The 7,083-nt window shown below is 33.2% G+C and carries 5 protein-coding genes; all 5 read right to left on the bottom strand.

From position 1 onward, the window contains the following. Positions 1-76: 76 nt before the first annotated feature. Positions 77-3,286, bottom strand: a complete 3,210-nt coding sequence (locus FW781_RS22165) for a hypothetical protein (protein ID WP_149389412.1) — start codon at positions 3,284-3,286, stop codon at positions 77-79. Between the two features lie 5 nt (positions 3,287-3,291). Next, entirely contained in the window at positions 3,292-4,842 is a 1,551-nt protein-coding gene (locus FW781_RS22170) for a T9SS type A sorting domain-containing protein (protein ID WP_149389413.1), read from the bottom strand. A 238-nt stretch (positions 4,843-5,080) separates the two neighbouring features. Beyond that, a complete protein-coding gene (locus FW781_RS22175) occupies positions 5,081-5,620 on the bottom strand; it encodes a hypothetical protein (RefSeq protein WP_149389414.1) in 540 nt (179 codons plus the stop codon). A gap of 250 nt (positions 5,621-5,870) precedes the next feature. After that, the gene (locus FW781_RS22180; RefSeq protein WP_149389415.1) at positions 5,871-6,233 is read right to left on the bottom strand and encodes a hypothetical protein; all 363 of its coding nucleotides are present in this window, start codon (positions 6,231-6,233) and stop codon (positions 5,871-5,873) included. Between the two features lie 4 nt (positions 6,234-6,237). Beyond that, positions 6,238-7,083: RHS repeat-associated core domain-containing protein (locus FW781_RS22185; protein ID WP_317133413.1), on the bottom strand; the 846-nt coding region annotated here is incomplete at its 5' end.

A 7,083-nucleotide genomic window follows, 5' to 3' on the forward strand; every position in this document is an offset into this window, starting at 1 on the left:
TCTGCCGGTGAAAGCTGACCTTGAAGTGAGCCGGCCACCAGGATTCCTATTGGAATTATGAGTTTCTTCATCAGTTTTAGTTTTTATAATTGTATTTGAATTCTCTTGCCGTTTTATAGATCATATTACCACTGCTGTCTTTTTCCTGCTGACGGACTTCTTTTAATCGATTTGAAGTATCATAAATATAGCTTTCGATAATCCCTGATGGCGAAGTAATACTTCTAACTCCCACTAAAGGATCATAGGTATAAGTCGTAATCTGATAACCGGATAATGCTGAATTACTTCTAAATGAATTTAATCCTGATAAGAAGGTTGTCTCATCATTATTCAATCCCGCTGAAGCATCGGTATTTGACGCATTGACAATAGTATCAATTAACGACGGCTGGATATCTGTTAATTTTGCTCCTTCTATCTTAGCAATAGGTTGAGTCAGATTATATCCCCAAATAATAACTGTTGAAATGCCATCTTTTGTGGTGTACTGTTGTAAATTTCCTTTATTGTCATATTTATCGTAAGTCACTTCGGTAGAAACAAGGTTTTGTAAATCTGTAGAAAGTATAGTATAAGGCAATACCAACCCCGAAGTTTTTAGATCAGCTTCTGACTGACTGGCTGGATAAAGTGTCTCAGTTTTTGATAGTGTTTTACTAATGGTACCTACTGTTTTACTGCTTACAGTCTCTAAAGGAATTCCAATCATATTTTTTGATATCATCAATTGGTTTCCTTTTTCATAGGCATATTCAAACTGAGTACGTTGGATTAAATCTGGAAAATCAACATTTACAATTGTTGGATTAGTATGTTTGTAACTACTGTCATAAGTATAACTGGTAATTTGGCTGATATTTTTATTATCAAAATAATCAGTGGTTGTTGCCATTTTCTTTTTTACCCAGGCAGATGATATCTCATAACGATCAAGAGTAAAAGTATAATTACGTCCCATACAAACACCATTGGCATCATGAATTGCACAGGTCATAGACTTTACCCCTATATAATAGGGTCTTATTGTAAGACCAGGGAATCCGGTGCTATAATCATTTGAAAGATTATTGAAGTGATTATCAAATTCGTAGGTGTATGAGTCTTTCTTGACAAGTTTATGCTGTGAATTATAATATTTTCTATCAGTTAAGATACCACGGGCAAACTGGTTATTGGCATAGGTAAAGATTGGACTTCTTGCATTTTTAGGATTAGTATGCGAAATATTCATATATTCATCTACTATCTCATAGCTTTCCGCACTGTTATTTACATTTTTATTTCTGGTAGTGACCCTGTCATAAATCGTAGGTTTTCCGTTAATAGTACTAATATTAAAGTTTCCAGAATTACTAATAACCATTTGCTCACAGGTATACCCCATATCCTGGTCCTCCGCTATCTCCTGGATATAAGAATATTCAATATCATCTGCCATATACCTTCCTGTAGACTTATTGTTTTCATCTCTGTAAATAAATTCTGTTTCATGAGTCAATATGTCTGCATCACTTTTCTTTATTTTTTGAACCCTTATTCCTCCAACAGATTTATTATATTGTTTGGCTTCTGAAACCGTTTCGTACCACTGTGCATTCAGAGTTGCATAATGACTACTATTGACATTTCCAACCTTTCTGATTCTGATTTTATATGATGGTTTTATATTTTCAACAAATTCATATTCTTTATTGATCAGAAATGTTCTTAGAACAATATTGTTATTATCCAGAAGTTCACCTACAAAATGAGGCCCCTCTGGTAAAGAGCCTACAGGACCTTCATCAGGATTAGCTGTACTTTGAAAAGTAATTTTGAAATCTACTGTATTCCCATTTGTATTAACGTTAAATGTACCACCTAACGGTTCAAGATTTGAAATAAGAAAATCTTTTTTCCCTATTTGTGTTTCAGTACCTTCAAAATAAAAATCATCCAGCTCGTACTGCAGGCCCATTTTTCCACCTGTAGGATATTGTATTTCTTTTAAACTCCCTGAAACAGCATAATTAATATCAGGATTTTTATCATCACCAAACCCGTAAATTTTATCGCCATATTTAACAAAAGGAATTCCATGATTGGCTAATTTACCATTATAATAACCTACAAAATCTGTTTGATCTGATAACCTATTGGGTAACGGATTGTTCTCATAATACTGAAACTTATATTTTGAGTTATCTTTTAAATTTACCACTTCTTTTAGCTTCAGTCTTTTCATAAGATATGGAATTTCAGAATCATATCCAGGGGCTGACGGTGAATCAGTACTTATAAAATAATCTTTTACCAGACTATAATCTGATATTAGTATATGCTGAGGATTTCTGACCTCTATTTTATTTAAAGAAAGTCCATTATTGATATCCTCACGATTACCATACACAAACTTCACTTCACTGCCCTCAAATTCAATGCTCTGCAATACGCTTTCAGAAAGCACATTAGTCTTTGTTACAAACTCTTCATAGGTTATACCATTCTGGTATACACATGCTCTTGGAATCTTAAGCCCTTTGTAAAAGTTATTCAAATAACTATAACTACTCGCCTGGTAATTAAACTTTATTTCTTTTCGTGTTGGTAAAAGGATTTTTGTAATGATAAAATCTGTATTACTAAAATCATTAGGGGCCGGAGCGCTCCCGCCGACAGTTTGAGTCTGATTTCCTGCTTTGAAATAATACTTTATACCCTGATCATCAGTGAAAACAAATGAATCTTCTATTTTTACTGTACTATAGGGAATCTGGATAATTTTTCCTGAACTGTCATAATAAAATTCTCCAGCTGCACTTCCCAAAGAGAAGGAATAGATATCTGGCTGGGTATCAAGTTGTGAGAATTCTTCTTTTATACTTTTTGCTAAATTGTAATCATTAAGATTGCTTTGAACAGGATTGAAATTATCCGGATTTATATATTGAATTTTACCTTTATCTTCACGTCCTAAAACTTGTTTGGAAAGAGACATACCTCCTACAGATAAAGACCATCCAAGTCCTACCTTAGAAGCAGTTTCTTTTACCTTTACTCCTGACGCATGATATTTCAAAGTAATCGGAAGGTTAAAATCGCCTACTTTTATGGTATATATTGGAATATCAATCCCAACAGTTCCAGTATGTGTAGAAGTTGGAATATCAGTATGCTTTGATAGCTGACTGGCATCAGGAGACTTAATTGTCAGATTATATTTACTTTCCTTTGCATCTACAGATTGTGAATAGCCAAGGACATATCCACAGATAATTAGAGAAGCTGCAATTATCTTTTTCATCTTTTTTATTTCTTGATTAATTTGGCACTCGCCGTTTTATTGTTATCCGTTTTTATAGTCACCAGATAAGCCCCCTGAACTAAAGCCTGAGTATTGATCTTAGTCACATTGTTCTTAGTTTTTATATTCTGAAGTTGTCTTCCACTCATATCATACAACAGAATATCTGCATCTTTAAAATCAAAGCCGATTTCTATATAAGCATAATCAGATACAGGATTTGGATAGATCTTAATATCATACTTTTCAATTAACTGATCAACCTGTTTGTCTCCCAGCTTTACAATCTTCCAGTTTTCTTTACCAAATTCTTCAGCACTGGTTCCGGCCAATACAATAGAACCATCTCTGTTCAACTTTAAATCAGAAAGTCTTTCTTCCTTCTTTCTGGATTCTCCTTTCACATGTTTTCTCCACTGCTCGGTACCATTCTGATCCAAATACAGCATCCAGAAAGTTTCATCATCGGTTTCTATTCTTCCTTCTGCCTGGGTATAGCCTCCCAATAAAATTCCTTTAGAAGATTGAGCATCTGCTGAATGAATTACATTCATGCCCATCAGAATATCACGATTGTCAAAATTGTAGGATTTCTGCCACTGTTCATCACCTCTTTCATTTAAAGATATCAGCCATAAGTCTGATCCTTCTTCGAGACCTGCCGTTTTATTCCCTGATCTTTCTGATCTGGATTCGCCACCAATGATAAAGCCGGTTGAAGTTAAGGCAAGGGTTCTCAAATGGTCATCTCCTTTCCCTCCAAAGTTCTTTTCCCATTCTACCCTTCCGTTTTTATCAAGCTTCAAGATCCAGTAGTCACCCTCACCAAAGTTTTCGGTTTTCTTTGTTCCTCCCAGTGAACTTCTTGAATAGATTCCAAGCAATGCTCCACCATCTTTCGTTGGAATCATCTTCTCTACTTCATCTAAGCCCCTCCCTCCTAAGATTATTTGGGATAACTCTTTTCCATCCTTATCCAGTCGGGTAATGAAGACATCTTTCGATCCATATCCTTTTAAGGCATTCTGTATATTTCCGGCAACAAAAAACCCCAGGTCTGTTGTCTGTATAGCAGCTCTTGCTTCTTCATCAAAAGAACTTCCTAATGTTTTCTGCCATAATTCATCACCGAATTCATTGATCCGGATCAGCCAGATATCAGAACCTCCTTTAGAATCATCTTTCTTATCCAGACCCTTCCCTGAATACGAAGTACCTGCTAACAAACTTCCACCATCCTGAGTAGTAACAGTTGCTGACAAATAATCATGACTAGAGCCTGAGAAATACTTTTCCCAGACTTCTTCTCCCTGTTGATTGAGTTTAATAAGATGAAAATCGTAACCGTTGTTTTGCTTCTGGCTGCCAGCCGCTTGCGACCGGCTTTTAGACTGTATAGAACTTCCTGTGATAAGATACTGCTGATCAATAGTTGTGGTAATCTGGCTTAGAAAATCCTGGGTAGAGGATTTGATATCTTTCTGCCATACCACCTCTTGGGCAGAAGTGACCAGAAAAGCACATAAAGTAAGCGCTCCGAGATAGATTTTTTTCATTCCCGTGTTGTTGTTTGAGTTAGTAATTAGTTTTATGAAAACGTTGCAAATTTAACGTTTTTTCTATTACTGTCCTTTTATTTTAATATTCAGTATTTAATTACATGGAGGTTTTTAATATTGATCTGGAAGAGCCATTTTCTATCTTTTTTGAAAAAAAAATTATAAGAACCAAAATTTTTTGCACAATAAAATAAAAAAGCACTTATGATGAGATAAGGGCTTTTTATTATAAAGACTATTTATTTAAATCATATTCTATTTGTAAATATTGTAGCGCATCAAAAGTAGCAAAGTCTTCTAAATAAACAAATGTTTCTTCAAAAATCGAATATGCAAATACATTTGCCGGAATTTTAGGTAATTTATTTGATTTCAATTGTTTAAATAAACCATCACAAGAAATTATTTCTTTTGTTTTAAGTTCAAAATTTTTCTTGTATGCTACATTTTGTGCAAAATTCTCCTCAGATTTATCAACAAAAATCACAAATTTATTATTGCTAATTTGAAAACATTTTAACTGTTTTTTATCTATACTTGGTAATTGGTTTTGTAAAGTAACAGAAAAAGAATTTTCATGATTCGGAACAACTAAAGCATAAATGACTGATTTATTATAATCATTTAATATAATTGTGCTAGATTTATCAATAAATAATAATGCATTATTTACTTTACGAGATACAGAATGACTCTTAAAAAAATCACTGGCATCTTTACTTTGTGCATTTATCCCTGTAAGTACCAGAAATAAAATAAATTGAAGTATTTTCATTTTATTTTAAATTAATATAATTATCTGAAAATTTTCTTGTATTCATATCTCTATAGTTAGAGCTACATTTAGATTATTCTCAATATTATTATGAAGTGTCAGATCCATTCCCTTCTTATAGAATTCTCCACTTTCTTTATACGTAACCTGTACTTTATCTGAAGCTTAAATATCGGAAAAAGCTGCATTCTTGGATGCAGCTTTATTACGTTTTGCAATATGCAAAAATTGAATTTATGTTAAAAGAATTTTATTTGATACAAATATTCTGATCCTCTTCGGCTGTATAATAGTTGTTATACTTTATTATAGTCGAGTCACTTAAAACGTATATTTTAGGTGAATCACCACCTTGTTGGATTAAACCACTTACAGATGTTACTTTAAAGGAATATTTTTTCCCTAATTCAATTTTAGTACAAGTATTACTGTTAGTCGGTTTAAATATTTCTATAATATCCATGTTGTCTGCTATTAGTATACTAACCATTTTATCTTGTTTAATAGAAATTATTTTCCTTGTAATATCAATTGGCTCTGAACTAATCTTAATATTAGTTGTTTGGCAACTGCACAGAATGGCAGGAAAAAATAAAAAAAGAATATCTTTCATAATGTTATTTTCTTAATCTTTTATCATCTTTATAAACTTTATATAAAGGTGTAGTTTGAACTTGATTATTAGGATCTATTTTTCCAGCAAAACCTTCATAATACTTTCTTAACCCTGTCGCAGTATTTTCAGCTCTTGTTCTCGCTGATATAATAATGTTATCATATGGCATCATTTTTCTTGTCAGATCATGCATTTCGTTAAAAATGAGATTAGGATTAGCTGAAGTACTAATCGAAACATCGCTTTTAGTTTCCAAGGATTTTTGAGCGATCAATACATTCTCTACAATTTCATGAGTTATACCAGTCCCTTTAGGAGCTTCAGAGAAACTTTCAGCTGCTCCCAAGACTTCAGGGTTTGTATATTGAGTAGCTGTACTCGTTTTTGTTACAGCATCATATTTTGCTCCCCCAAAGGAGCCTCCTGGTATTAATCCTCCGTCTGGTGTAACATTATTATTATCTGCATAAATTACAGATTTAGTATTAGGATTTCTAATACCATTATATAAAACTTTATCTGTATCAGATAATTTATTAAAATCTTTTTGGCTTAACTTACCTGTGCTTAATTTACCATCAACTTCATTCCTTTCCATTTTAAGACTACTATTGGATTTTAACTGATCAAATCCTTCTTTTGCCATACTACCTATTATATTAATATCCTGATTTTGCATTCCATCCGGATCTATGAATCGTAAAGGATTATTAAAACCATATGCGTACGGAGTCCACCTCCTTGTTGTTTCTGCTAGTCCATCCACCACCCCCCATCTTCCTAAATCCGGCATATACATCCTTGCTCCATAGTCAAAAAAACCTGTTTCCTGTAATTCCTTACCATT

This window comes from Chryseobacterium panacisoli (assembly GCF_008274625.1).
Taxonomy (GTDB): Bacteria; Bacteroidota; Bacteroidia; order Flavobacteriales; family Weeksellaceae; genus Chryseobacterium; species Chryseobacterium panacisoli.